This window comes from Burkholderia sp. FERM BP-3421 (genome assembly GCF_028657905.1).
GTDB lineage: Bacteria > Pseudomonadota > Gammaproteobacteria > Burkholderiales > Burkholderiaceae > Burkholderia.
In genome coordinates this window covers 491,312-513,194 of record NZ_CP117781.1, presented here as the reverse complement: position 1 = coordinate 513,194, position 21,883 = coordinate 491,312, and the positions used below count along the sequence as shown (strand labels likewise).

Sequence of the window (21,883 nt, the reverse complement as noted above, 5' to 3'; positions counted from 1 at the left end):
CGCGTCACCGTTCGACGAAGGCCTGGCCCGCGTCGTGCGTATAGGTCGGCAGGTAGTCGCTGACGAGATTGTGGGTATGCAGATGCTCGCCGCGCGCGACCGCCCGGACCACGTGGCCGATCGGCGCGCCGTAGCGCCGCACCTTGTCGCCGTCCGCGAGCGCGCGGCGCGCGACCTTGTGGCCCAGCTCGACCGTCTGCGCGAGCGCCACCGGCTCGCCGTCGATCAGCACGCGCGTGCCGGCGTCGAGCCGGGTCGCCGCGATCAGGCAGTTGTCGTCGGGCGACAACAGCAGGAGGCGCGGATCGGTCGGCGGCGCGCTCATGCCGGCGCATCCGCGCCCGCGATGCGGGCGACCATCAGCGCGCCGAGGATGATCGCGCCGTAGATGGCCTGGATCCAGAACGACGGCACCTGCGCGAGCGTCAACAGGTTCTGCACGACGCCGAGCAGCAGCACGCCCGTGAGCGCGCCGAGCAGGCTGCCCTTGCCGCCGTCGAGCGAGATGCCGCCGATCACCGCTGCCGCGAACACCGTGAAGATCATGCCGCTGCCCTGGTTCGCGTTGATCGCGCCGACATAGCCGGTCACGACCAGCCCACCGAGCGCCGCGAGCGCCCCGCCCAGCACGAACACCGCCCAGGTGATGCGTTCGACGCGGATCCCCGCCGCGCGCGCGGCCTCCGGGTTGCCGCCGATCGCATACAGCGCGCGGCCGAGCCGGTGATAGCGCAGCATGAACGCGGCCGCGCCGAACGCCGCCGCCGCGAGCCACACCGACAGCGGCAGCCCGAGCAGCAACAGGGTCGCGAGCGCGAGGAACGCGGGCGGCAGGTCGAACAGCGTGCCGCCGCGCGTCGCGCCGACCAGCACGCCGCGCAGCACGATCAGCATCGCGAGCGTGACGATGAACGCGTTCAGGCGCATCCGCACCACCAGGAAGCCGTTCACCCAGCCGATCGCGGCCCCCGCCGCGACGGTCGCCGCGAGGCACGCCGCGACCGGCCATTCGAAGCCGAAGCCGGCCGACGCGGCGGGCATCGCGAGCATCGCGCCGAGCGCCGGCGCGACGCCGACCGTCGATTCGAGCGACAGGTCGAACTTGCCCGTCAGCACGATCAGCGCCTCGGCGAGCACGACCAGCGCGAGCGCCGCCGAGGCGCCCAGCACGCTCGTCAGGTTCGCGCGGGTCAGGAAGCTCGGGCTCACGAGCGCGCCGATCGTGATCAGCAGCACGAGCGCCGGCACCAGCGCGAGGTCGCGCAGGCGCACGGGCACGAAGTGCCGGCGCGGCGCCCCGCGCGCGCCGACGGTCGGATTCCCCGCGGCAAGCGCGGGACGCATCAGTTCAGGCTTCATGGCGTTCGACTCCTTCAATGCCTGCAATCAGATCCGCGTCCTGCCAGCCGGCCGCGTGTTCCGCGACGACGCGGCCGCGAAACATCACGAGCACCCGGTCGCACGCGCGCAGGTCGTCCAGCTCGCCCGACGCGACCAGCACCGCCGCGCCGGCCGCGCGCACCTGCTCGACCACGGCGAGCAGCGCGGCCTTCGACTTGACGTCGACGCCGGCGGTCGGATCGATCAGCACCAGCACGCGCGGCGCGTTCGCGAGCGCGCGCGCCATCACGACCTTCTGCTGGTTGCCGCCCGACAGCCCGGCGACAGGCTGATGCGGCCCCTGCGCGGCGATGCCGAGCGCCTCGATCATGCGCACGCCGAACGCGCGCTGACGCGCGGGCGACACGAAGCCCAGCGGGCCGAATCGATCGGCGATGGTCAGCGAGGCGTTCTCGGCGATCGACTGGCCGGGCACCAGCCCTTCGCGATGACGATCCTTCGGCACGCAGCCGACGCCGAGCGCGAGCGCCGCCGGCACGTCGCCCGGCGGCAGCGCGCTCGCGTCGACGCGGATCGCGCCCAGGCGCGGCGCGCGCAGGCCCGCGACCGCCTCGGCGACACCCGTGCGGCCGCTGCTCGTCGCGCCCGCCAGCCCGACGACCTCGCCGCGCCGCACCTCGAACGACACCTCGCGATAATCGTCGCCGGCGATCCGCTCGACCCGCAGCGCGACCGGCGCGTCGGCCGCGCACGGCGCGCGGCGCGCCGCATCGACCGGGGCGACGCCGCCGCGCTCGCCCGTCATCGCGTCGATCAGCGCGTCGCGCGGCAGCGCCGCCACCGGCGCGCTGACGATGTGCCGCGCGTCGCGCAGGACGGTCACCGCCTGGCAGATCTCATACACCTCCTGCAGGTGATGCGAGATGAACAGGAAGGTCACGCCGTCGCGCTGCAACGCGCGGATCCGCGCGAACAGCCGCTTGATCTCGTCGCCGTCGAGCTGCGCGGTCGGCTCGTCGAGGATGATGAAGCGCGCGCCGTACGACAGCGCGCGCGCGATCTCGACCAGCTGGCGCGCCTCGACGCCCAGGTCGCCCGCGCGCGCGTCCTCGCCGACCTCGATGCGCCAGTGGTCGAGCAGCGCGCGCGCGTCGCGGCGCAGGCCGCGCCAGTCGATCGCGCCGCGCCGCAGCGGCTGCCGGTTGATGAACAGGTTTTCCGCGACGCTCAAGCTCGCGCACGATCGTCGAATGCTGGTAGACGCACGCGACGCGCGCGCGCCACGCGTCGCGATCCGCGAGCGGCGGCGCGGCCGCGCCGTGAAACCGCACCTCGCCCGCGTCGGGCGCGCGCAGGCCGGTGAGGATCGACACCAGCGTCGACTTGCCCGCGCCGTTGCGGCCGACGAGCGCGTGCGATTCGCCGGGCCGCACGCACAGCTCGACCTCCGCGAGCGCGAGATGCGGGCCGAAGCGCTTGGTGACGCCGCGCGCCTCGACGACGGGCGCGCCCGCCGCGCCGGACGATGACGCGTTCATTTGAGCGTATTGCCCCACAGCTGCCGGTCGTCGACGTTCGCTTTCGTCACGAGCGGCGCGGGCAGCTGATCCTCGAGCACGCCCGGCCCGCGCTCGACGATCGTGCTGCCGTGATCGGTCGGCCCCGGCCGGAACGTCTGCCCGGCCAGCGCCGCCTTCAGGTAGTACAGCCCGTACTTCGCGTACAGGTCCGCCGGCTGCGACACGGTCGCGTCGATGTCGCCGCGCCGGATCGCCTCGAACTCCTGAGGAATGCCGTCGTTGCTGACGATCACCACGTGGCGCGGGTCGCCGGCCGGGAACAGCAGCTGCTTGCGGCGCAGGGTCTGCAGCGTCGGCGCGAGATAGACCCCGCCTGCCTGCATGTAGATCGCCTTCACGTCGGGATTCGCGGCCAGCAGGCTGTCGAGCGCAGCCGCGGCGGCATCGCCCTTCCAGGCGGCTGGGATCTCCAGCAGCGCGAGCTGCGGGAAGCCCTTCAGGCAAGCGCGGAACGCCTCCGAGCGATCGCGCCCGTTGACCGACGCGAGATCGCCCATGATCTGCACGACCTTGCCGCGCGGCACGTGCGCGCCGATGTAGCGGCACGCCTTCTCGCCGTACGCGTGGTTGTCGGCGCGCACCACCATCGCGACCCGGCCCTGGGTCGGCGCGACGTCCACCGCGACCACCGGCACCTTGCGCGCGGCGGCCGCATCGAGCGCCCGGCCGATCGCCGCCGAATCGAGCGGCCCGACCACGATGCCGCCCGCGCCGAGGTTCAGCAGCGTGTTGACGTCGGTGATCTGCTGCGCCGGATCGCCGTTCGAGTTGACGGGCGCGAGCAGGTCGAGCCCCAGCGCCTTCGCGTAGCGCGGCAGATAGGCGTGGTAAGACTGCCAGAACGGCGAGGTCAGCAAGGGCAGGTCGACGCCCACCTTGCCGGCGTCGGCGCGGACGGGCGGCCCCGCGAGCGCGCAGGCGAGCGCGACGCAGGCCGCCCAGAAACGGGGACGATTGATCGGAGTCATGCCTGTCTCCTATATGCGTTTAGTAATCTTGAGTGAAACGCCTAACCGCTACGCAATGGCCCCGGTATTGTTATGTGGATCGCATGCAATTCATTCACGGGTGAACATATTATTCATAGAAGGATTTTTTGAAGTCAAGCAAGGTGCGGCGCACCATCACTCCGGACTTTCCCTAGCCCTGACCCACGCCCATGAAGACCACGAAAGCACAGCCCCCCGGCCCCGACGACCAGGACGAACAAGACAGCGACGAAGTCGAGCGCTACCGCGCGCCCGCGCTCGACAAGGGCCTCGACATCCTGGAATTGCTGGCCGAGCAGAAGGAAGGCCTGACCCGCACCGAGATCACCAAGGAACTCGGCCGCAACGCGAGCGAGATCTACCGGATGCTCGAACGGCTCGTCGTGCGCCAGTACGTGATGCGCTCGCCGGGCGGCGACCGCTATACGCTGAGCCTCAAGCTGTTCGCGCTCGCGCATCGCCACCCGCCGATGAGCCGGCTGATCGCCGAGGCGCTGCCGCCGATGCAGCGCTTCGTGGACGCCGCCGAGCAGTCGTGCCACCTGTCCGTCTACGATCGCGGCAACCTGCTCGTGATCGCGCAGGTGGACGGCCCCGGCACCTGGGGGATCTCGGTCCGGCTCGGCTCGCGGGTGGGGCTCGTCGACACCGCGTCCGGCGAGGTGATGCTCGCGTTCCAGACCACCGACCAGCGCACCCACATGCTGGCCGAGCACACCCGCGTCAAGGGCGAGACGACGCTCGACGCCGATGCGCTCGCGCGCCGCTGCGAGGCGATCCGCGCGCGCGGCCACCTGCAGCAGGAGAGCCGCCAGACCTTCGGCGTCACCGATCTCACCTACCCGATCCTCGGGCCGTCCGGCCATGCGATCGCCGCGCTGACCTGCCCGTACCTGCGGCGCATCGACGCCTACGTCGCGCCGTCGCTCGACGCGGTCGCGGCGAGCCTGCGCGACACCGCGCGCGGTTTATCCATGTCGAGGAATGCCTTCATCTGACGGAATGTGAAATGATCCGGGGTTTGCGTTCACGCGCAACGCGCGCCGCATCCGGATGGTGCGCGCCACCTGGAGAGAGATCGATGCCGTCACCTCAGCCCGACCTTGTCTCGACCGCCAGCGCGCGGTCGATCGCCGCCTCCGTCAACGCCGGCCGCAGCCGCGCCGCCGACCATGCGGAAGCGGCGCTCGACCGCCTCGCGCGCATCGCGCCGCTCAACGCGATGACGCACGTCGACGCGGCGCTGGCGCGGCAGACGGCCGCGCGCGTCGACGCGGCGCGCGCCGAGGGCCGCACGCTGCCGCTCGCCGGCGTGCCGTTCGTGATCAAGGACAACCTCTATACGCCGGACCAGCCGACCACGGGCGCGAGCCCCGCGCTCGAAGGCTTCGCCGCGCCGCGCCACGCGACCACCGTGCGGCAGCTGCTCGACGCGGGCGCGGTGCCTCTGGGCAAGGCGAACATGCACGAACTGGCGTTCGGCATCACGAGCGCGAACGCGCATTACGGCGCGGTGGGCAACCCGCACGATCCGGCGCGCGTCGCCGGCGGGTCGAGCGGCGGCACCGCGGCCGCCGTCGCGGCCGGCATCCCGTTCGGGCTCGGCACCGACACGGGCGGCTCGGTGCGCATCCCGGCCGCGTTCTGCGGCGTCTACGGGCTGCGGCCGACGCTGCACCGCTACTCGACCGACGGCGTGCTCGCGCTCTCGCACACGCGCGACACCGTCGGCCCGATCGGCCAGGATCTCGACGACCTGCTGCTGCTCGACAGCGTGCTCGCCGGCGATGCGTCGGAGCCCGCCGCGCCGCCGCTCGCGGGGCTGACGATCGGCGTGCCCGGCACGCCCTACGCCGACGGCTTCGATCCGTTCGTCGCCGCGGCGGTCGAAGACGCGCACGCGCGGCTCGCGAAGGCGGGCGCGCGCCTCGTGCCGATCGACGCGCGCGCGCTGCACGACGCGGACGAGGCGTGCGGCTTCGCGATCGTGGCGTTCGAGACCCACGCGTACTGGCGGCGCTTCAGCGCGGACCGGCTCGGGCTGCCGTTCGCGGAATTCGTCGCGCGGCTCGCGAGCCACGACGTGCGCAACCTGTTCCAGGGGCTGCTCGAAGCGCCGCCGTCGAGCCGGGCCTACGCGGCCGCGCTCGACACGCGCACCACGATGATCCACTGGTACGACCAGGCATTTCGTCATAGCGGCGTCGATTGCCTGCATGCCGATGCCGACGCACGACCTCGCGCCGGAGCAGGCGGGCGCGCTGTTCTCCCGCGTGCTGCGGCAGACCAGCCCGGCGACGCTCGCGGGCGTGCCGTCGGTGTCGCTGCCGGCGGGGCGCGTCGCGCAGGCGCCCGCGCCCGTCGGCTTGATGCTCGAAGGGCCGGCGGGCAGCGACCGACGCCTGCTCGCGATCGCGCGCGCGCTCGACCGGCTGTTGCGCGACGCGGGTTGAGGCGGCGGTCGGCGGGTTCATGTTCGAAGGGACGGCAGGCAGCGGCTGGTGCCTGCTTGCCATCGCCTGCGCTCAACCGGCTGTTGCTCAACGCGGATTGAGGCGGCGACCGTGAATCGCGCAACCGGCGACCCTCGGCGGCAAGCCGCGGGACCGCCTGCCGCGCGGGTTCATGCTCATGCTCGATCGCGGCCGGGACGCGAGCGCGCGACCAACGGCCACGCGCTCGCCGCGCTCGACAAAGCCGCACGCCTGCCGCAAGGTCTCCTGCCGCCCCTCCCTCCGGCCCGAACGTCGCACCCGCCGCGTTACGCTAAAATGGCGGCCCTTTTCAATACTTCGCCCGCTCGCCCGGCGGCGGGCGCGTCTCACGGATCTCATGGCCAAACTTCTGACCGATCTCGAATTCCAGCGTTTCTCCGAACTTCAGCAGAAGCAGGCAAGCTTCACGATCACGGCCGAGGAGGCCGACGAACTGCGCGAGATCGTCGCACACGCGCAGAAGAAGCGCGACGATCGCGCCGCCGCGATGCAGGCGATCGAACAGCACATCGAGCAGTTCGCGATCACGCCGGACGAACTGTTCTCGCCGGAACAGATCGGCGAAGCCGCGCGCACCTACGGCCTCATCACCGCGAGCAAGAAGGAACGCGCGCTGCCGCCGACGCTGACCTTCAACGGCAAGCCGTATCAATGGACCAAGACGCTGCCCGACGAAGTGCGCGGGCCGCTGTTCGACGCCTTCAAGGCCGGCGAATCGGTGAAGCGCTTCATCGCGATGCCGAAGGACGGCGCGCGCTGCGCGCTGACGATCGCGCGACTCGAGCGCGAAACGGGCGCGATCTACGCGGACACGCTGCTCGACGAACTGGCGATCTCGCGCGACCAGGTCGACGAAGCGTCGACCAAGCTCGCCGCCTGAGTTCCGCCGCGCGACGGCCCGCGCCGTCGCGCGGGGGCATGCGCGACGACGACTACGGCCGCCGCCGCGCGTGACGCATGCCCGAGGCGCGCGCGAAAGCGACCCACCGCGCCGACACGCTGCGGTGAGTCGCGCATCAGCGCCGGCCGCACCTCCCGCAAAGCCTCACCTCGGCTCCCGAAAACCCTCACCTCGACGCGCACGCCATCCGTCACGGCTGCAGCTTCATCCGCACGCCGACCACCGACGGCTCCTCCGTCGGCGCCACCGTAAACCCGCAGGCCTTCGCGAGCGCGATCATCGGCGTGTTCTCGCGCAGCACTTCGCCGATCATCCACGCGGTGCCGCGCGAGCGCGCATGGTCGATGATCTGCGTCATCAACAGGCGGCCCAGGCCCTGCCCCTTCTGATCGGGGCGCACGGCGATCGCGAACTCGGTCGTTTCGTTGTCCGGATCGGTCACGGCCCGCACCACGGCGAGCGTATGCGCGCGGCCCGCCTCGTCGTCCGCGGTCGCGATCAAGGCCATCTCGCGGTCATAGTCGATCTGCGTCATGCGCGCCACCTGCGAATGATCGAAGCTGCGCACCGCGCCGAAGAAACGCATGCGCAGATCGTCCGGCGTCATCGACGCGAGCAGTTCGTTGTGCGCCTCCTCGTCCTCCGGGCGGATCGGCCGCAGCGTGATCGCGCGGCCGCGCCAGTCGAGCTTCTGCTCCAGCTGGCGCGGATACGGCATGATCGCGAGCCGGCTGCGCCCGGCCGCGAAGCGCACGCGCGGCGCGACCGTCACCACGCGTCCGGGCAACACCCGCAGCGTGACCGACAGCGCCACCAGCTCGCGCACGTCGCACACGGCCTGCGACAGCTCGGTGAACGCCGCGAGCAGCGGCTCGGGCGCCTCGCGGCGCGCATAGGGCGAGCGCTGCACGACGGCGCGCGCCAGCACCGTGTTGAACGGCGGCAGCCCATAAACCACGAACGGTGCGGAATAACCGTCGGCGGGCGGCACCGTATAGCGGAACACCGGGCCGAAGTTCGCGTCGTCGTACAGCTCGACCGCGATGTCGACGATCGCCTCGTCCGCGCGGTCGTTCGCCGCCTCGCCCGCGACCAGCCCGAAATGCGCGAGCCAGCGCGCCGCCGCCGCGCCGTCCAGCGCCGCGCGGCCGCCGTCGAGCGCCGCTCGCGCCGCCTCGCGCGCGGCCGATACCGAGGCGGCCGGCTGCAGCGGCGTGCCCTCGGGCGTCTGCATCAGCAGCTCGCGCCCGAGCCGATAGTCGACGAGCCGCGCATAGGCGCGCGCGAGCCGCTGCGGCGTGGTGTGCACCGGGATGCCGTGCGCGTGCAGCGCATCGCGCGTCGCCGCGTCCACCCCGCCGAAGAAGCACGCGAGGATCCCGCGATGCGCGAACGGACGCGCCTCGATCAGCACCTGCGCGACCGCGTCGACGGGCGCGCTGTGCGACGTCGCGTGCACGACGAACACGGTGCCCGTCTGCGGATGCGGCGCGAGCGCCTGCAGCACCGCGCCGAAATACTCGGGCCGCGCATCGTCGCCGAGCAGCAGCGGATTGCCCGCCGCGATGCCCTGCGGCAACAGGCCGGCCACCGCATTGACGGCCGTCTGCGGCCACTGCGCGAGCGCGGCGCCCGCGTCGTCGAACGCGTCGACCGCCAGCTTCGCGACGCCCGCGTCGCTCGTCAGCAGGGTTGCCGCGCCGCTCGTCGCGACGCGGCCGACGCCCAGCGTCTCGATCTCGTCGAGCAGATCGTCGAGCGCATCGACGCGCACCATCCCCGCGCGCTGGAACGCGGCCGTATACAGCGCGTCGCCGGGATCGGCGCGCCCGGTGCGCAACGCGAGCACCGGCTTGTTGCGCGCCGCCGCGCGCGCGGCCGACATGAACTTGCGCGCCGATTTGACGGTGTCGAGTTCGAGCAGGATCGCGCGCGTGCCGGGATCGCTCGCGAGATAGTCGAGCACGTCGGCGGCGTCGACGTCGGCTTCATCGCCGAGCGCGACCGCATGCGAGAAGCCCAGGCCGCGCGCGCGCGCCCAGCCGAGCACCGCGTTGGTCAGCGCGTTCGACTGCGACACCCACGCGACGCCGCCGGCCTTCACCGTGCAGGCGGGCGCGCCGAAATGCGCGTTCAGCACGGGCGACACCACGCCGACGCTGCCCGGCCCGACGATCCGCAGCACATGCGGCTTGGCGGCCGCGAGCGCGCGTTCGAGCGCGGCTTGGCCGGCGCTCGACTTCGCTTCGCCGACGATGATCGCGACGCGCGCGCCGAGCGCGCCGAGCTTGCGCACGATGCCGGGCCAGGTCGCGGGCGGCGTGCAGATGAGCGCGACCGAAGGCGCGCGCGGCAGCTGGTCGACCTGCGGATAGACGCGCTCGCCGTCCAGCGTGCCGTACTTCGGATTGACGGGCCACACCGGCCCGCCGAAACCGCCGTCGCGCACGCGCGCCCATACCATCGCGCCGATACTGCCGACGCGCGACGACGCGCCCACGACGGCGACGGATTTCGGCTGAAACAACGCATCGAGATTGCGGACGGTCACGACCACTCCAGCGGATGGGAAAGGGAGAACACGGATGGCATGCGCGGCGGCGAACGCGCGGGCGGACGCGGCCGGATACCCGCCCCCAAAGCATAGGCGAAGCGCGTGACGCTGCCTATCCGTGGCCCGCACGGCGGTCGGGCCAGGTCAAGATCCATGCGCGCGTCGCGCGAAGGTGAGCGTTTTCGGGATCCAAGGTGAGTGTTTTCGGGGATTCGCGCGACGTCGCCGAAAAAACCCGAAAGTGAGCGTGCAGCGCTTAATCGCCCCACCGTTGCCGGCGCGAATCGGTGCAGGCGGGTTTGCGCACGAAACTGGCGCGCGGCGCGCCTGAAGGCACGCAAATCCCGTCAAATCAGCGCGATATGCGGTGGATTATGTCCGGCCCGCCGGATCATGGATGCCCGGAAAAAGGATTCAGCCGGTGCGACGGCCCGCCCAAAACAAAATGGTGCGACCCGCGGCATTGCCGGTCGCACCGTCGTTCAAGGCGCCAAAGGTGAGTGTTTTCGGGATCAGTCCTTGATCAGGAAACGGTTGCGGTTCTTGCCGAGCCAGGCCGGCGCGCGGCCGCGGCCGCTCCAGGTCTCGCCCGTCTTCGGGTTCAGGTACTTCGGCGGCAGCGGGCGCTTCGGCTTGACCGCCGCGGCACTCCTGAAACCCAGTTCCTCCGGGGTAATGTCGTACTCCGCGATCTTCGCCTTGATGTCTTCAATCGCGTCGGAAATCGCCTTTTCACGCTCCTTGTCGATTTTCTGCTGCAGCTTCTCGAGTTGCGCGGTCAGTTGCCTATAGGTCGCCATAAGAGTGGAACTCCGTCTCGTTATTTATAGAGAAAGTATATAAATTAAAACGTCTTCAACCGTGCATTTTTTCTTTGGCTTTCATACATTGCAAGCCCGGTGTCAATCCGCTTTTTTTGGTTTGCATGCAAAGAGAAGGTTCCTGACTCCATTGTCGACCGATTGTTGGATCGTGTCGAAATCGCCACCACAAATACCCTGTGCGTTTTGAGTGCAGGTTTCCCAAGGCCCGCCCGCCGGACATTGCACGAGCGTCGTCGAGCGGCCGTCCGACGTGAACAGCGGCGCGCTGCCGCCGCAGGCCGAAAGCCCCGACATTAGAGCAATGGAAAAAAACATCCGCAATACGGTAATACTCCGCGAGGATGCCGATACCGGCGAAAGTTTCATGGGCTGACCTGTCAATCTCTTTTCGAACGTCGCGAGTATGCCATGCGGCCAGGCGCGCGCGTCAATTCGGATCGGGATGCGTCCGGTAAGGCAAGGGGCCGCGCGGATCATCGGTAATCCGCAGGTACACGCGCTGCACATCGGGCAGCGTTTCCAGCCCGTGCTGGAATGCGGCGCGGTCGAATGACGCGCCCGCGCACCCTTCCGCATAAATGAAGCGCCGCTGAATCGTCAGCCAGAGGCTCGTGCCGGCAAGCAGCGGAGAGGCGGCGAACCGCGCCTTCGCCGCGGCGGCGATCGGCGCGTCGTAGAGATAGGAATTCGGCTTGCTGCATTCATGCGCGAGCCAGCACGAGGTGCCCTGCTCGACGCGGTAGTGCGCATCGGTTTCCATCTGGCGACGCGTCGTGAACGGCCCGAGCGGCGTCGGGCACGCGGCGAACGACTGCGAGAGCGCGATGAACGGATCGTCGTACCAATTGCGCAGCGCCTCGGGCGCGCCGTCCTGCGCGAACGCCTGCGCCGCGCACCAGGCGCACGCGCACCATGCGATGCCGATCCGTCTCATCCGCGTCTCCCGGAACGGGCGCGGCCGCGCTCAGCGCGCGAGGCCGTGCGCCGCCAGTTTCTTGTAGAAGGTCGCGCGGCCGATGCCGATCCGCTCGGCCGCCTCGGTGACCCGCCCGTCGCACGCGTTCAGCGCCTCGGCGAGGAAGCCGCGCTCCCAGGCCGCGAACGCTTCCGCGTAGGCCGTTGCGTCCGCATCGACCGGCGCGGCCGCGCCCGCCTCCGCGACCGACGCGCGCGCGGGGCCCAGGACAGGCGCGAGTGCGCGCGCATCGATCACCGCATGCTCGGACAGCATCAGCGCGCGTTCGAGCGTGTTGCGCAGCTCGCGCACGTTGCCCGGCCATGCATGCGCGCACAGGGCGCGCAGCGCGTCGTCGGTCAGTTCGCAATGCGCGGCGCGGCCATGCTGCGCGGCCAGCTCCTCGAGCGTCGCGTAGACCAGCGCCTCGATGTCGGACGCGCGCTCGCGCAGCGGTGGCGCATGAATCGTCAGCACGTTGAGGCGGTAGTAGAGATCGGCGCGGAACCGTCCCGCGTCGACGAGCGCCGGCAGGTCCGCCGAGGTCGCCGCGATGATCCGCACGTTGGCCCGCACGATCCGGTTCGAGCCGACCGGCTCGAACTCCTTGTCCTGCAGCACGCGCAACAGCTTGCCCTGGAGCGGCAGCGGCATGTCGCCGATTTCGTCGAGGAACAACGTGCCGCCGTCCGCGAGTTCGAACTTGCCGACCCGCCCCTTGCGGTCCGCGCCGGTATACGCGCCGGGCGCCGCGCCGAAGAATTCGGTTTCGAGCAGCGCGTCGGGAATCGCCGCGACGTTGACCGTCACGAGCGGCTTCAGCGCGCGCGCCGAAGCCGCGTGGATCGCATGCGCGAGCAGTTCCTTGCCGGTGCCGGTCTCGCCGAGCAGCAGCACCGGCGAATCCACCTGCGCCGCGCGCCGTCCCTGCCGCTTGGTTTCGAGGCTCGCGGCGCTCGTGCCGATGAAGCTCGCGAACGTGTACTTCGCGCGGCGCGCCTGCGCGAGCGAGCGCTGCGTCGCGATCAGTTCCTGCTGCACCTGCAGATAGCGGGAGAACAGCGGTGTGAGCGTCTTCAGCTCGTCGAACAGCGCGAAGCCTATCGCGCCGATCGTCACGCCCGCCTCGTCCTTCAGCGGCAGGCGCGTGACGACGAGCGGCTCGCGCCCGGTCTCCATGATGTCGAGCAGGATCGGCCGGCCCGTGAGCACCACCTCGCGCATCAGGCTTTGCGGAATCACCGCCTCGCAGTCGCGCCCGATCGCCTGCCCCGGATCCGCATAGCCGAAGCGCGCCGCATAGCGCTGGTTGATCCACACGACGCGCGCGTCGCGGTCGACGATCAGCGTGCCCGCGCTCGAATGCTCGAAGGTCTTGAACAGCGACTCGGCCGCGCGCCGCAATACGTCGCCGTAATTCGCGGGCCAATCCGCCCAGTCGTTCATCATCTTGTCTTGATCGTCCGCCAGCATCGTCGTCTCCAAACCGGGACGGATTATCTCATTTTTGAGACAGCCCGCCACGGCACGCTGCACAAGGCGGGAGCGCACTTAGCGGCGGCCGGCTTGCGCCGCGTCGTCTCTTCCCGGAGACATTTTCGGTAGAATCATCCGCGCCCTGCCCCGGCGGCGCGCCGCGCGGGCGGGCGGACCCCGCCGGACGGCCGGTGGCACGAAACCTGCACGAGCCGCCGACGGGTCGCGTCCGCCGTTGCCGCGCCCATACAACAACCAGAACCAGGAGACTCTCTTGTCATTCGTGATCGTCCTCGCCGCGCTGGCGTTCCTGATGTTCGCCGCCTATCGCGGCTACAGCGTGATCCTGTTCGCGCCGATCGCCGCGCTCGGCGCGGTGCTGCTGACCGATCCGGCCGCCGTCGCGCCGGTGTTCTCCGGCATCTTCATGGAGAAGATGGTCGGCTTCGTGAAACTATATTTCCCGGTCTTCCTGCTCGGCGCCGTGTTCGGCAAGGTCATCGAGCTGTCGGGTTTCTCCGAGTCGATCGTCGCCGCCGCGATCCGCTACATCGGCCGCTCGCGCGCGAACGCGGTGATCGTCGCGGTGTGCGCGCTGCTCACCTACGGCGGCGTGTCGCTGTTCGTCGTGGTGTTCGCCGTCTATCCGTTCGCGGCCGAACTCTATCGTCAGAGCAACATCCCGAAGCGCCTGATGCCGGGCGCGATCGCGCTGGGGGCGTTCTCGTTCACGATGGATTCGCTGCCGGGCACGCCGCAGATCCAGAACATCATCCCGACCACCTTCTTCAAGACCACCGCCTGGGCCGCGCCGTGGCTCGGCACGATCGGTTCGGTGTTCATCATCATCGTCGGCCTGTCGTATCTCGAATGGCGCCGCCGCGCCGCGATGGCGAAGGGCGAAGGCTACGGCACCGCGCTCGTCAACGAGCCGGAGCGCGTCGAAACCCAATCGCTGCCGAACCCCCGCGCTCGCGATCGCGCCGCTCGTGCTGGTCGGCGTCGCGAATTTCGCGCTCACCAAGCTGATCCCAGTGTGGTACGGCGGCGCATCGTATACGGTGCCGCCCGAGGTGCTGCCCGGCGTGCACGCGCCCGTCACCACCTCGATCAAGACCGTGGTCGCGATCTGGTCGGTCGAGGCCGCGCTCCTGCTCGGCATCCTGCTCGTCGTGCTCACCGCGTTCAAGCGCGTCAGCGCGCGTTTCGCGACCGGCACCAAGACGGCCGTCGGCGGCGCGCTGCTCGCCGCGATGAACACCGCGTCCGAGTACGGCTTCGGCGGCGTGATCGCCGCGCTGCCGGGCTTCCTCGTCGTCAGCGACGCCCTCAAGAGCATTCCGAATCCGCTCGTCAACGCCGCGGTGTCGGTCAGTTCGCTCGCCGGCATCACCGGCTCGGCGTCGGGCGGCATGAGCATCGCGCTCGCCGCGATGTCGGACCTGTTCATCAAGGGCGCGCAGGCCGCGCAGATCCCGCTGGACGTGCTGCACCGGGTGGTCGCGATGGCAAGCGGCGGCATGGACACGCTGCCGCACAACGGCGCCGTGATCACCCTGCTCGCGGTGACCGGGCTCACCCACCGCGAGTCGTACCGCGACATCTTCGCGGTCACGCTGATCAAGACGCTCGCGGTGTTCTTCGTGATCGCGGTGTACTACGCGACCGGGCTCGTCTGACGCGCGGCGCGCTCGCGCTTCGCCCGACGGCCGCCGTTCGCGAGAGCGGCGGCCGTTTTTTCGAGCGCGCGAGCGATCACGCGATCACGCGCTGGCGTCACGCCGTGCCGGCCGCCGTCTTCGCGTGCCGCGTGGCCGCGCCGCGCGAATCGATCAGCGCGATCGCCACGGCGGCGGCCGCCGCCGAGATCGCGATCGCGACGAAGTTGGGCCGGACAACCATCGTGCCGCGAACGCGGCGCGGTGCGTATCCGGTCATCTGCGCGGCGACGTTCGGCATCATGCCACCGATCCCGAGCCCCGCGACGAAACGGCTCGCACCGCACGCGAACGGCTCCGCCGCGAGCCCGGCCAGCGCCGTGAACGCGCTGAACAGCACGAGGCAAATCACGATCGTCACGCACCGCCCGATCCGTTCGGCCAGTCCGCCGAAGCCGATGTTGCCGATCATCATCCCGACCAGCGCCGTGCTCGCCAGCACCCCGGCGGCGGCCAGCTGCAGCGCCATGTCGGCCATCATGGATGGCAGCGCGACGCCCATGATCGCGAGGTCGTAGCCGTCGCATACAATCATCAGCAGGCGCCGATGGAAACGGTCCAGCGCGGCGTTATCGGCGAGGTGTTGCAGATTCGTGTCGTGCATGACTTCTCCAATCGAGATCGCGGGCGGCACTGGCCGATCGCATGGCGCGCCATGCAGTCCCGCAATCTCGACAGGCGACACGATCGCCGCTTCTCCGCCGTGACGCTTGCGTGACCATGCGGTTCGGCACACAGACGAAGTTATGAAAACGAAAGCGCGCACGCGCGCCACGCACCCGGCATCGGCACGCGCGGCCGCGCTGCACCGCGCGATGCGCGACGCGGCCCCACCGACGCGATGCCCAATCGCAGTGCACGGACACTGTGTCATCGTCACGAAACATCAGAAGGAAAAGGCCCACGGTCGGGGTTCCGCCGCACCCTGCATGAAAATGTCCGTAATCGTCGCCGGTTCGCGTTAAACTGCACAAAGCTGTTTGCACCAGGGACTCTCCCACCTTCACGTTACGGCAAGAACGATACGAGGATAGGTTCGATGCGCACTACCGGCTCAACCGGGGCAATGACCCTGCTCACCGAACACGACCCGACCGACAGCCGCGAATTGCGCTCGCTGCGTCTCGAAGCGACGAGCGACGGCAAGAGCGTGCTGCTGATCGAAGTCGACGAACGCAAGCCCGGCATTCATCGCGAGGTGCGTTATGAAATCACGCCGGCGGAATTGATCGCCGCGATCCGTTCACACGGCGCCGAGCTTGCCGGGCGAAAGCCACGGCGCCGCCACGCTCGCCCGCAGCGCTATCTGACCCCTTCCCCACGGTGAGCGTGCGTTCTTCGCGCACGCTCACCGTCGTCCGTCCGGTTTCCCCCCAATCTCTTCGTGGTCTTGAAAATGGCCGATAATCGGCGCATTCAGTCGGTCTCATCCATTTGATTCGCCATGCTGCACGATCTCATCGCCCGCCACGGGCCGCTCATCGTCTTCGTCAACGTGTTCGCCGCGGCAGTCGGGCTGCCGGTGCCCGCGATGCCCACGCTCGTGCTGTTCGGCGCGATGGCGGCGCTGCATCCGGACATGCTCGGCGCGCAGCTCGTACCGGTGCTGCTGCTCACGGTGGTCGCGGCGCTGCTGGGCGACACGGTCTGGTACGTGGCGGGCCGCCGCTTCGGCGGCCGCACGCTGAAGACGCTGTGCCGGCTCTCGCTGTCGCGCGACACCTGCGTGCGTAAAACCGAGCATTTCTTCGGTCGCTGGGGCGTGCGCGTGCTCGCGGTCGCGCGCTTCATCCCGGGGCTGTCGCTGATCTCGGTGCCGATGGCGGGCGCGCTCGGCACGCGCTATCGCACCTTCGCCGGCTATGACGCGCTGGGCGCGCTGCTGTGGGCGGCCTGCGGGCTGCTCGTGGGCGTGCTGTTCTCGAAACAGATCGACTGGTTGTTCGCCGGCGCGAACCGGCTCGGCCGCGTGGCGCTGGTGGTGGTGGTCGCGCTGCTCGCGCTGTACGCGGCGGTGCGCTGGACGCGCCGGCGCGCGCTGATCCGCCAGCTCGCCAACGCGCGCATCGAGGTGGAGGAACTCGACCAGCTGCTGCAGGGCGACCCCGCGCCCGTGATCTTCGACATGCGCTCGCCCGAACACCGCCGCCTCGATCCGTATGCGATTCCGGGCGCGCAGTTTCCCGACGAGCACGCATTCGAGGCGTTCGTCGCGCGCTATCCGCTCACGCAGAAGTTCGTGATCTACTGCGCGTGCCCGAACGAAGTGACGGCGGCGCTGACGGCACGCCGCCTGAACCGCGCGGGCTTCGACAACGCGCTCGCGCTGCGCGGCGGCCTCGACGCGTGGCGCGACACGGGCCGCGCGCTGACCACGATCGCGCCGCCCGCGGCGGACGCGCCGCAGCTCGCGCCGCGCGCCGCCTGAGCGGCGCGGCCGCGACGCGCGCCGGGCCCGCCGCGCGTCGCGCGGCCGATATCAGAACACCTTGACCGGCATGTTCACGACCAGGCGGTATTCCTGGTTGCCGCTGTCCGAGTAGTGCATCGAACCCGCGTGCCACATCGCGATGAAGGTGATCTTCGTGTCCTTGAACCTGCCGCTCTGGATCGTGTAGGACGGGATGAAGCCGAACTCGTGGTGACGCCCCTGGATCGGCGCGCCGTTCTTCCAGTACATGCTCGACTGGCTCGAATCGAGCGCCGCGCTCGCGGAACCGTCCGCGCCCCAGCCTTCCAGCGCCCACACCATCGCCTTGAAGCCGGGCAGCCCCGCGTCCTTGCCCCAGAACGTGTAGCGCAGCTGCAGCGATTTTTCGTGCGGCGCGTTGTAGTCGACGTTCATCGAGTTGACGAGGAAGATGCCGTTGGTCTCGTTCAGGTAGTCGAAGAACTGGTCGCCGAGAATCTGTTGATAGCCGAGCAGCAGCTCGTGCGGCCCGTGCTGCGCGGCCAGCGACAGGCTGTATGCGTTGTTGTCGATCTTGCCCTGGCGCGCGTCGCCGGTGTCGTGCGACGAGTAGACGTTGCCGAAGCCCGTCCACTTGATCGTCTGCGGCGCGCCGTAGCTCTGCTTCACCGACGCATAGTATTGCCGGTACACGTCGTCCGCCTGGCTCGCATACAGCGACGCCGAACCCGTCGGCGAGTAATCCCAGGTGCCGCCCGCATAGGTGAAGCGATCGACGCGCGTGCCGCCGTATTGCGTCGTCAGATTGGTCAACGTGGTGCGGCCGCGCGCGTTGTTCTTCGTGAAGCTGCCGGCTTCGAGCATCACGTTGCGGAACTCGTTGCTGACAAGGGTCGCGCCGAGGAAGGTCGGCGGCAGCGCACGGTTGTCGTGCTGCTCCATGAACGGATTGTCGACCGCCTGCAAACCGTACTTGAGCACCGTGTTGGAGATCCGGGCCTTCACGTCGTAGATGCCCGGGAACGCCCATGCGAGCTGGTTCGAGCCACCGCCGCCCTTCGCGACGTGGACCATGTTGCCCGCGCCCATCCCGCCGTCGAGCTTCAGCGCCGCGTAGAGCGACGCATCCACGCCGAAGCCGATCAACCCCTGCGTGTAGCCCGATTCGAAATTCGCCATCGCCCCCTGGATCCACGCGTGGCGGTGCGGGCCGCCCTTCGCGTCGAGCACGTCGGCGTAGTTGCGGAACAGCACGTTCAGGTGGCTGTCGGCGATGAAGCCATTGGATTGCGACTGGCTCGACTTCGGCTCGGGCGGCGTCACCGCCTGGGTGGCCTCCGCGTTGACGATCGCGTTCGGCGTCGTCGCCTGCTGCGCGACCGAGGTCGCGCCCGATGCGGACGCGGCCGGCGCGTCGTCCGCCCATGCTGCGGGACTCAGCGCGAGCCCCGCGACTGCCGGCCAGCTCCATGCAAGCCGGACCGCCCTCGATGCCACCTTCATCGATTTATTTTTTCCCATGACCGTCACTTTTTATATGTGTGTGTGAACCACCATTACCGGCCGTCTCTCTCGGCCGGCAACACCCCGGCGCGTCCGAAAAAACGAACGCACCTTCCCAACGGCGCGGGAATCACCCCGCGCCGCCCCGTGAACACCGGTTGTCGATGTGTTGTGTTTGTCTATGTCGCGCGTCAGCGCGCGCCCACCCGGATGCACGCGACGCGCGACGCCGATCCGCCGCGCACTTCCGGCTGCGGCGTTTCATGCGAACACGCGTCGATCGCATCGGGGCAGCGCGTGCGGAACGCGCAGCCCGACGGGGGATTGAGCGGCGACGGCATCTCGCCCGACAGCAGCAGCGACCGGCGCGCGCGCTCGCGCACCGGGTCCGGCACCGGCGCGGCGGCGAGCAGCGCGCGCGTATACGGATGCTGCGGCGCGCCGTACACGTCGCGCCGCTCGCCGAACTCCATCACGCGGCCGAGATACATGACGAGCACGCGCTGGCTGATGGCCTTCACCACCGCCAGGTCGTGCGCAACGAAAAGATAGGAGAGCGACAGTTCGCGCTGCAGGTCGCGCAGCAGATTGACGATCTGCGCCTGGATCGATACGTCGAGCGCCGACACCGGCTCGTCGCAGATCACGAGGCGCGGCTCGGCGATCAGCGCGCGCGCGATCCCGACGCGCTGGCACTGGCCGCCCGAGAACTCGTGCGGATAACGCAGCAGGTGATGCGAATTGAGGCCGACGCGTTCGAGCATCGCGAGCACGCGCACGCGGATCTCGTTGCGACCGAGCTGCGGCTGATGCGTGACGAGCGGCTCCGCGACCACCTGCTCGATCGTCATGCGCGGATCGAGCGACGCGAGCGGATCCTGGAAGATCATCTGCATTTCGCTGCGCAGGGTGCGGATATCGCGGCGCGCACCCTGCACGAGCGGCTTGCCGCGCCACGCCACGCTGCCGGCCGTGATCGGCGCGAGGCCGATCAGCGCGCGCGCGAGCGTCGATTTTCCGCAGCCCGATTCGCCGACGAGCCCGACCGTCTCGCCGGGCCGCACGTCGAACGACACGCCGTCGACCGCGCGCAGCGTGCCCTTGCGCGACCACGGGTAGCCACCGAGCGGCACGCGGAAATGCACCTTGAGGTCGCGCACCGACAGCAGCGCGTCGTCGCCGCGCGCGGCGCCGGCCGGAGCGGGCGCCGCGGCCGGGGAAGTAAGACCGGCCGCGCTCATCGCAGTCCTCCGGAGATATCCGCCACGGGCCGATGGCAGGCGCGCACCGCGCCCGCCTCCGAGTAGCGGGTGAGTTCGGGACGATCCGTCCGGCAATGCGCCGAGGCATAGTCGCAGCGCCGCGCGAATGCGCAGCCCTGCGAAATCTGGCCGGGCAGCGGCGGATTGCCGGGAATCGCGATCAGCGGCGCGTTGTCGGGCGCATCGAGACGCGGCAGCGCGTTCAGCAGGCCGATCGTGTACGGATGCGACGGCGCGGCGAAAATCGCCTCGGCGCTCGCGTATTCGACGGTGCGGCCCGCGTACATCACCATCACGTCGTCGGCGAGCCCCGCCACCACGCCCATGTCGTGCGTGATCAGCACGATCGAGGTGCCGCGTTCGCGGTTCAGCTCGCGCAGCAGTTCGATGATCTGCGCCTGCACGGTGACGTCGAGCGCGGTGGTCGGCTCGTCGGCGATCAGGATCTCCGGCTCCGACAGCAGCGTCATCGCGATCATCACGCGCTGGCGCATGCCGCCCGAGAATTCATGCGGATACATGCGGATGCGGCGCGCGGCGTCGGGAATCCGCACCGCTTCGAGCGCCTCGATCGCGCGCCGGATCGCCGCGCGGCGCGACAGCTTGCGGTGCAGCTGCAGGCTTTCCGTCATCTGGCGTTCGATCGTCAGGAACGGATTCAGCGAGGTCATCGGATCCTGGAAGATCATGCCGATCCGGTTGCCGCGCACCGCGTTGAGCTGGCGCGTGTTCATCGCGAGCAGGTTCTCGCCGTGGAAACGCGCCTCGCCGGTGGTCGAGCCGTTGGCGGCGAGCAGGCCGAGCAGCGCCATCACGGTCTGGCTCTTGCCGGAGCCGGATTCGCCGACGATGCCGAGGGTCTTGCCGGCCTCCAGCGCGAACGACACGCCGGATACCGCGTCGACGGGCGGCGCATCCTTGCGCGTGAAGCGCACGCCGAGTTGATTGACTTCGAGCAGGGCCATGTCAGCGATCCTTCGGGTCGAGCGCGTCGCGCAGGCCATCGCCGACGAAATTCACGCAGTAGAGCGTCACGCACAGCAGGATCGCCGGCGCGAGCAGCAGCCAGGGCATCGCATCGAGCTTCTGCGCGCCGTCCTGGATCAGCACGCCCTAGCTCGTCATCGGCTCCTGCACCCCGAGCCCGAGGAACGACAGCACCGATTCGGTCAGGATCACGCCCGGCACGCTGACGGTCGCGTACACGACCACCACGCCGAGCAGGTTCGGCACGATATGGCGCGCCACGATCGAGGCGGGCCTCACGCCGATCGCGCGCGCCGCATCGACGAACTCGCGATTGCGCAGCGACAGCGTCTGGCCGCGCACCACGCGCGCCATGTCGAGCCACGAGAACGCGCTGATCGTCAGCACGACGAGCATGAACGAGCGGCCGAACAGCGTCATCATCAGGATGGCGATCAGCAGGTACGGGATCGCGTACATCATGTCGACGACGCGCATCATCGCGGAATCGATCCGGCCGCCGGCGAAGCCGGCCGTCGCGCCCCACGCGACGCCGAACAGGCCCGACACCAGCGTGCCGAGCAGGCCGACCTCGAGCGACACGCGCCCGCCGATCAGCGTGCGCACCAGCAGGTCGCGGCCGAGTTCGTCGGTGCCGAACCAATGCTGGTTCGCCCAGGTCGGCGCGAGGCTGATCGACGACCAGTCGCTCGCGGTCGGATCGTTCGCCAGCAGCATCGGCCCGAACACGCAGGCGAGCGCGATCAGCACCAGGATCGCGAGGCTCAGCATCGCGGCGCGGTTGTGCCTGAAGCGGCGCAGCGCCAGTTCGAGCGGCGTGCGCGAGCGCGGCGGCGCATCGCTGTGCTCGGGCAGCTCGACGGAGGGAGTAGCAAGCGTCACGGGCGC

The 21,883-nt window shown here is 69.7% G+C and carries 15 protein-coding genes and 5 pseudogenes; 6 read left to right on the top strand and 14 right to left on the bottom strand.

What is annotated here, in order from left to right; translation table 11 throughout:
• Positions 1-4: 4 nt before the first annotated feature.
• The 4 genes and pseudogenes from Bsp3421_RS05420 to Bsp3421_RS05405 form a co-directional block, all read right to left on the bottom strand.
• Positions 5-325, bottom strand: a complete 321-nt coding sequence (locus Bsp3421_RS05420; protein ID WP_273997300.1) for a UxaA family hydrolase — start codon at positions 323-325, stop codon at positions 5-7.
• On the bottom strand, positions 322-1,359 hold the full coding sequence (locus Bsp3421_RS05415) for an ABC transporter permease (RefSeq protein ID WP_273997299.1): 1,038 nt from the start codon (positions 1,357-1,359) through the stop codon (positions 322-324). The genes Bsp3421_RS05420 and Bsp3421_RS05415 overlap by 4 nt, the downstream gene beginning before the upstream one ends.
• A pseudogene (locus Bsp3421_RS05410) lies at positions 1,349-2,879 on the bottom strand (sugar ABC transporter ATP-binding protein). Before Bsp3421_RS05410 ends, Bsp3421_RS05415 begins: the two are co-directional and overlap by 11 nt.
• Positions 2,876-3,889 carry a sugar ABC transporter substrate-binding protein gene (locus Bsp3421_RS05405; protein ID WP_273997298.1) on the bottom strand — a complete coding sequence of 338 codons (1,014 nt, stop codon included), beginning with the start codon at positions 3,887-3,889 and terminating at the stop codon, positions 2,876-2,878. Before Bsp3421_RS05405 ends, Bsp3421_RS05410 begins: the two are co-directional and overlap by 4 nt.
• A gap of 191 nt (positions 3,890-4,080) precedes the next feature.
• On the opposite strand from Bsp3421_RS05405, the gene Bsp3421_RS05400 reads away from it, so the two are divergent.
• The 3 genes and pseudogenes from Bsp3421_RS05400 to Bsp3421_RS05390 all read left to right on the top strand — a co-directional run bounded on the left by Bsp3421_RS05400 (position 4,081) and on the right by Bsp3421_RS05390 (position 7,285).
• Positions 4,081-4,908 carry an IclR family transcriptional regulator gene (locus Bsp3421_RS05400; protein WP_273997297.1) on the top strand — a complete coding sequence of 276 codons (828 nt, stop codon included), beginning with the start codon at positions 4,081-4,083 and terminating at the stop codon, positions 4,906-4,908.
• A gap of 83 nt (positions 4,909-4,991) precedes the next feature.
• Positions 4,992-6,363: pseudogene (gene iaaH, locus Bsp3421_RS05395) on the top strand (indoleacetamide hydrolase).
• Positions 6,364-6,742: 379 nt separating this feature from the next.
• A complete protein-coding gene (locus Bsp3421_RS05390; RefSeq protein ID WP_273997296.1) occupies positions 6,743-7,285 on the top strand; it encodes a hypothetical protein in 543 nt (180 codons plus the stop codon).
• 211 nt (positions 7,286-7,496) lie between these two features.
• Here Bsp3421_RS05390 and Bsp3421_RS05385 read toward each other — a convergent pair whose 3' ends face one another.
• The 5 genes from Bsp3421_RS05385 to Bsp3421_RS05365 all read right to left on the bottom strand — a co-directional run bounded on the left by Bsp3421_RS05385 (position 7,497) and on the right by Bsp3421_RS05365 (position 13,088).
• A complete protein-coding gene (locus Bsp3421_RS05385) occupies positions 7,497-9,857 on the bottom strand; it encodes a bifunctional acetate--CoA ligase family protein/GNAT family N-acetyltransferase (protein WP_273997295.1) in 2,361 nt (786 codons plus the stop codon).
• Positions 9,858-10,372: 515 nt separating this feature from the next.
• Positions 10,373-10,660 carry an H-NS histone family protein gene (locus Bsp3421_RS05380; RefSeq protein WP_273997294.1) on the bottom strand — a complete coding sequence of 96 codons (288 nt, stop codon included), beginning with the start codon at positions 10,658-10,660 and terminating at the stop codon, positions 10,373-10,375.
• Positions 10,661-10,762: 102 nt separating this feature from the next.
• Positions 10,763-11,050, bottom strand: coding sequence for a hypothetical protein (locus tag Bsp3421_RS05375; protein ID WP_443111473.1), 288 nt, complete (start codon positions 11,048-11,050; stop codon positions 10,763-10,765).
• A gap of 61 nt (positions 11,051-11,111) precedes the next feature.
• Positions 11,112-11,618: a BON domain-containing protein gene (locus Bsp3421_RS05370; protein WP_273997293.1), complete on the bottom strand. Its 507-nt coding sequence runs from the start codon at positions 11,616-11,618 to the stop codon at positions 11,112-11,114.
• Positions 11,619-11,648: 30 nt separating this feature from the next.
• Positions 11,649-13,088, bottom strand: coding sequence for a sigma-54 interaction domain-containing protein (locus Bsp3421_RS05365; protein WP_273998292.1), 1,440 nt, complete (start codon positions 13,086-13,088; stop codon positions 11,649-11,651).
• 301 nt (positions 13,089-13,389) lie between these two features.
• On the opposite strand from Bsp3421_RS05365, the pseudogene Bsp3421_RS05360 reads away from it, so the two are divergent.
• A pseudogene (locus tag Bsp3421_RS05360) lies at positions 13,390-14,794 on the top strand (GntP family permease).
• 97 nt (positions 14,795-14,891) lie between these two features.
• On the opposite strand, the gene Bsp3421_RS05355 reads toward Bsp3421_RS05360, so the two are convergent.
• Complete coding sequence (locus tag Bsp3421_RS05355) at positions 14,892-15,707, bottom strand: MFS transporter (RefSeq protein WP_273998291.1); 816 nt, start codon at positions 15,705-15,707, stop codon at positions 14,892-14,894.
• A 165-nt stretch (positions 15,708-15,872) separates the two neighbouring features.
• Here Bsp3421_RS05355 and Bsp3421_RS05350 point away from each other — a divergent pair.
• Both Bsp3421_RS05350 and Bsp3421_RS05345 read left to right on the top strand, forming a co-directional pair.
• Positions 15,873-16,143 (top strand): annotated as a pseudogene (locus Bsp3421_RS05350) (hypothetical protein).
• A gap of 134 nt (positions 16,144-16,277) precedes the next feature.
• Entirely contained in the window at positions 16,278-17,261 is a 984-nt protein-coding gene (locus Bsp3421_RS05345; RefSeq protein ID WP_273997291.1) for a DedA family protein/thiosulfate sulfurtransferase GlpE, read from the top strand.
• Between the two features lie 51 nt (positions 17,262-17,312).
• Here the strand turns inward: Bsp3421_RS05345 and Bsp3421_RS05340 are convergent, their stop codons facing one another.
• From Bsp3421_RS05340 to Bsp3421_RS05325, 4 genes and pseudogenes are all read right to left on the bottom strand, one after another.
• Positions 17,313-18,764, bottom strand: coding sequence for an OprD family porin (locus Bsp3421_RS05340; protein ID WP_273997289.1), 1,452 nt, complete (start codon positions 18,762-18,764; stop codon positions 17,313-17,315).
• Between the two features lie 173 nt (positions 18,765-18,937).
• A complete protein-coding gene (locus Bsp3421_RS05335) occupies positions 18,938-19,987 on the bottom strand; it encodes an ABC transporter ATP-binding protein (protein ID WP_273997288.1) in 1,050 nt (349 codons plus the stop codon).
• Positions 19,984-20,973: an ABC transporter ATP-binding protein gene (locus Bsp3421_RS05330; RefSeq protein ID WP_273997286.1), complete on the bottom strand. Its 990-nt coding sequence runs from the start codon at positions 20,971-20,973 to the stop codon at positions 19,984-19,986. The genes Bsp3421_RS05335 and Bsp3421_RS05330 overlap by 4 nt, the downstream gene beginning before the upstream one ends.
• Position 20,974: 1 nt before the next feature.
• Positions 20,975-21,877, bottom strand: a pseudogene (locus tag Bsp3421_RS05325) (ABC transporter permease).
• Positions 21,878-21,883 lie beyond the last annotated feature (6 nt).

Coding starts and splice junctions, on each gene's coding strand:
- Bsp3421_RS05420 (WP_273997300.1), bottom strand. CDS start 325: ATGAGCGCGCCGCCGACCGATCCGCGCCTCCTGCTGTTGTCGCCCGAC.
- Bsp3421_RS05335 (WP_273997288.1), bottom strand. CDS start 19,987: ATGAGCGCGGCCGGTCTTACTTCCCCGGCCGCGGCGCCCGCTCCGGCC.
- Bsp3421_RS05390 (WP_273997296.1), top strand. CDS start 6,743: ATGGCCAAACTTCTGACCGATCTCGAATTCCAGCGTTTCTCCGAACTT.
- Bsp3421_RS05330 (WP_273997286.1), bottom strand. CDS start 20,973: ATGGCCCTGCTCGAAGTCAATCAACTCGGCGTGCGCTTCACGCGCAAG.
- Bsp3421_RS05375 (WP_443111473.1), bottom strand. CDS start 11,050: ATGAAACTTTCGCCGGTATCGGCATCCTCGCGGAGTATTACCGTATTG.
- Bsp3421_RS05355 (WP_273998291.1), bottom strand. CDS start 15,707: ATGACACAGTGTCCGTGCACTGCGATTGGGCATCGCGTCGGTGGGGCC.
- Bsp3421_RS05365 (WP_273998292.1), bottom strand. CDS start 13,088: ATGATGAACGACTGGGCGGATTGGCCCGCGAATTACGGCGACGTATTG.
- Bsp3421_RS05345 (WP_273997291.1), top strand. CDS start 16,278: ATGCTGCACGATCTCATCGCCCGCCACGGGCCGCTCATCGTCTTCGTC.
- Bsp3421_RS05370 (WP_273997293.1), bottom strand. CDS start 11,618: ATGAGACGGATCGGCATCGCATGGTGCGCGTGCGCCTGGTGCGCGGCG.
- Bsp3421_RS05340 (WP_273997289.1), bottom strand. CDS start 18,764: ATGGGAAAAAATAAATCGATGAAGGTGGCATCGAGGGCGGTCCGGCTT.
- Bsp3421_RS05400 (WP_273997297.1), top strand. CDS start 4,081: ATGAAGACCACGAAAGCACAGCCCCCCGGCCCCGACGACCAGGACGAA.
- Bsp3421_RS05405 (WP_273997298.1), bottom strand. CDS start 3,889: ATGACTCCGATCAATCGTCCCCGTTTCTGGGCGGCCTGCGTCGCGCTC.
- Bsp3421_RS05380 (WP_273997294.1), bottom strand. CDS start 10,660: ATGGCGACCTATAGGCAACTGACCGCGCAACTCGAGAAGCTGCAGCAG.
- Bsp3421_RS05415 (WP_273997299.1), bottom strand. CDS start 1,359: ATGAAGCCTGAACTGATGCGTCCCGCGCTTGCCGCGGGGAATCCGACC.